We start from the raw sequence: 3,045 nt of genomic DNA, 5'->3' as shown, positions 1-3,045 counted from the left end.
GGCCGCCTGGCCGACGCCGCCGAGCCCGGCGACTACCTCGCCGCGGCCAAGGCGATCATGACCACCGATACCTTCCCGAAGGTCGCGACCGCGACCGTCAAGCTCGGCAAGGCCAAGGTCACCATCAACGGCATGGCCAAGGGCGCCGGCATGATCGCCCCCGACATGGCGACGATGCTGTCCTTCATCTTCACCGACGCACCGATCGCGCCCGCGGCCTTGCAGGCGCTGCTCAAGGCCGGCGTCGAAGATACCTTCAACGCCGTGACGATCGATGGCGACACCTCGACCTCCGACACGCTGCTGGCCTTCGCCACCGGCGCTGCCGCCGAGCACGGCGCACCCAAAATCAGCCGCGCCAGCGATCCGCGCCTGAAGGGCTTCGTCAAGGCCTTCAACCAGGTGCTCGCCAATCTCGCGGAGCAAGTGGCCCGCGACGGCGAAGGCGCGCGCAAGCTGGTCGAGATCACGGTCGAGGGCGCCAAGACCAAGGCCTCGGCACGCAAGATCGCGATGTCGATCGCGAACTCGCCGCTGGTCAAGACCGCGATCGCCGGCGAGGACGCCAATTGGGGCCGCGTGGTGATGGCAGTCGGCAAGGCCGGCGAGCCGGCCGATCGCGACAAGCTCTCGATTTCCTTCAACGGCATCCGCGTCGCCAGGAGCGGTGCGCGCGATCCCGACTATGACGAAGCCCAGGTGTCGGAGGCGATGAAGGCGCCGGAGATCGCGATCAAGGTCTCGCTCGGCCTCGGCAAGGGCCGCGACCGCGTCATGACCTGCGACCTCACCAAGGAATATGTCGCGATCAACGGGGATTACAGGTCGTAAATTCCAAGGCTGCCGTTCCGGGGCTCGCGAAGCGAGAACCCGGAATCTCGAGAGTCCGGGTTCGATGCTGACGCATCGCCCCGGAATGACGTCTCCATCTCACCCCGAAATCCGCGCGTCCGCGACCGCTTTCTTGAACAGCGCGTTCATCGCGTCCGAGATGCCCTGGGTCGGGCTCACCTCGAAATACAGTCCTGGCGAAGCGCAGCTCTGCATGTTCTGCGCGATCTCGCTGTTCGGCGACGGGCCATAGGGGCCGGCATTGAACGGATCGACCCACTTCATGTACCAGCCGTTGGTGGGCAGCGCGAGATAGGTCGTGTACAGCACGGCGACCTTGACGCCCCGATCCTTCATCGCCTTGCAGAGCGAAGCATTGAGCGGCGATTGGCACCGCGAGGAACCCGAGAGCGGCTTCAGGCAGCCCGTATTGCTTTCGTCGGCGACACCGTCGGAAACGAAAAAGAGGTACTTCAGGGGAGCGTTGGATTTACCGCTTCCGGGATTGGGAATCTCGTTGTTGATCGCCGGAAAGATGGTGCTGAACTGCGTGTCCTGATCCTTGGTATAGCTGTCGTTGTTGCCGTAGACGCCCATCAGGTCGATGTTGCCCGCCGCCGTCTTCGCGCTCGACAGATTCGAGGACAACGGGAAAAGCGCACGCAAGCCGATCGTCTTTGACGCCGCGCCGAAATCGTAGATCGCCATGCGGAACTGGTTCGAATAGGTCTGGCTCGCGGCAGCAGTGTCCATCAGCGATTGCGTCGCGCTACGCAGCACATCGATCCGCGTGGTCACGCCAATGCTCTTGGCCAGATTGTAGTAATTGTTGGGGTCGTTGTAGTCGTGACAGGCGAAGGCGCACTGGTCGTTGGGTTTGAAGCTGTTGCCGGTGGTCGCATTGACCAGCTTGGTCACGTCGGCCGGCGTGGCCGCCACGCCCATCGACGGCGAATTGTCCAGCAGCAGGTAGAAGTCGACATAGAGCGGCATGCTTGCCGTCGCCGTCGACGTGCCGCTCGCCGTCAGCGCGGTCTTGCCGATCACGCCGAGGAACATGGTGTTGATGCTGCCGCTGAACGCGACGGTCGAGGTGACGGTCGAGCCGTTCTTGACCACGGTCGGCGTGACGCTGTCGAGCGTATAGCCGGTCAGGTTGGCGACGTTGGCATTGAAGATGTTCCTTGCGTCGGTGACGCCGACCGGGATTGCACCGTCCGACGTCATCGTGCCCGCAGCCGCAAAGGCCGGCGAAGCCTTGGCGATCGCGCCGACACTGGCCGCGTCGGCCGCGGCCTGCAGCTTGGCCCGCATCTGCGTCGCGCGGGAGTAATCGACCGCGCAACCGACCACCGTGATCAGGGGCACGCAGGCGAGTGCGAAAATCACCGCGATATTGCCGCGCCGGTCGCGGACAAACCGGCGGATGGTGGTGGGAAGCGCAGCGCGCATGGACCGAGCCCGGAATGGATTAAATATGTTTCCACTCTAGGAACCGTTGATTAAATATGACTTATGGCAGCCGTAAGTATCCGGGCCGTCACCGGTTAACGAACTGTTACCGATGATCTTCAGCGAGCGACACATTCACGCATGGCCGATCTCAAACTGACACTGGTGGTGGCCTGCGCGCTGGTCGACGCCGACAAGCGCGTCCTGATCGCGCAGCGCCCCGAGGGCAAGACGTTGGCCGGCCTCTGGGAATTCCCCGGCGGCAAGTGTGAGCCCGGCGAGCGGCCGGAGCAGAGCCTGATCCGCGAGCTCCACGAGGAGCTCGGCATTACCGTCGCCGAGCCGTGCCTGGCACCGCTGACCTTCGCGAGCTACGGCTACGAGAGCTTTCATCTGCTGATGCCGCTCTATATCTGCCGGCGCTGGGAGGGACAGGTTGCGCCGCGCGAGGGCCAGACCCTCGCCTGGGTCCGTGCCAACAAGCTGCGCGACTATCCGATGCCGCCCGCGGACATTCCGCTGATTCCGCATTTGATTGATTTGTTGATGTGAGAGCCGTGCCCCGGACGCAGCGCAGCGCCCCCGGCGATGCGAAGCATCGTCCGGTGCGGTGCGCTGCAAAGCCGGGGCTCACGCAGCAGCAAGACTGGGTCCCGGCTCTGCGCAGCAGCGTTGCACGCTGCAGCGCGTCCGGGACACACGTCACCCTTTGCCGGCCTTCTTCACCGCCTCGGCCAGGCTCGCTTTGGCCGAGCCGGGCTT

3 protein-coding genes are annotated in these 3,045 nt (G+C 64.3%); 2 read left to right on the top strand and 1 reads right to left on the bottom strand.

Going from position 1 to position 3,045, the window contains the following annotated elements:
- On the top strand, nucleotides 1-831 hold an 831-nt coding region (gene argJ / locus MOV74_RS34855; protein ID WP_246931593.1), incomplete at its 5' end, for a bifunctional glutamate N-acetyltransferase/amino-acid acetyltransferase ArgJ.
- Between the two features lie 99 nt (nucleotides 832-930).
- Here the strand turns inward: argJ and MOV74_RS34850 are convergent.
- Nucleotides 931-2,283, bottom strand: a complete 1,353-nt coding sequence (locus tag MOV74_RS34850) for a TadE/TadG family type IV pilus assembly protein (RefSeq protein WP_246931582.1) — start codon at nucleotides 2,281-2,283, stop codon at nucleotides 931-933.
- A gap of 141 nt (nucleotides 2,284-2,424) precedes the next feature.
- On the opposite strand from MOV74_RS34850, the gene MOV74_RS34845 reads away from it, so the two are divergent.
- Nucleotides 2,425-2,835: a (deoxy)nucleoside triphosphate pyrophosphohydrolase gene (locus tag MOV74_RS34845; protein ID WP_246931580.1), complete on the top strand. Its 411-nt coding sequence runs from the start codon at nucleotides 2,425-2,427 to the stop codon at nucleotides 2,833-2,835.
- The last annotated feature ends 210 nt before the right edge of the window (nucleotides 2,836-3,045 follow it).

The sequence above is a fragment of the Bradyrhizobium sp. SHOUNA76 genome (genome assembly GCF_023006445.1).
GTDB lineage: Bacteria > Pseudomonadota > Alphaproteobacteria > Rhizobiales > Xanthobacteraceae > Bradyrhizobium.
The sequence above is the reverse complement of the archived record's forward strand: the minus strand, read 5'-3'. Positions and strand labels throughout refer to the sequence as shown.

What these genes read in the sequence shown, in the direction of transcription:
- MOV74_RS34850 (WP_246931582.1), bottom strand. Translation starts at nt 2,283, where the DNA reads ATGCGCGCTGCGCTTCCCACCACCATCCGCCGGTTTGTCCGCGACCGG.
- MOV74_RS34845 (WP_246931580.1), top strand. Translation starts at nt 2,425, where the DNA reads ATGGCCGATCTCAAACTGACACTGGTGGTGGCCTGCGCGCTGGTCGAC.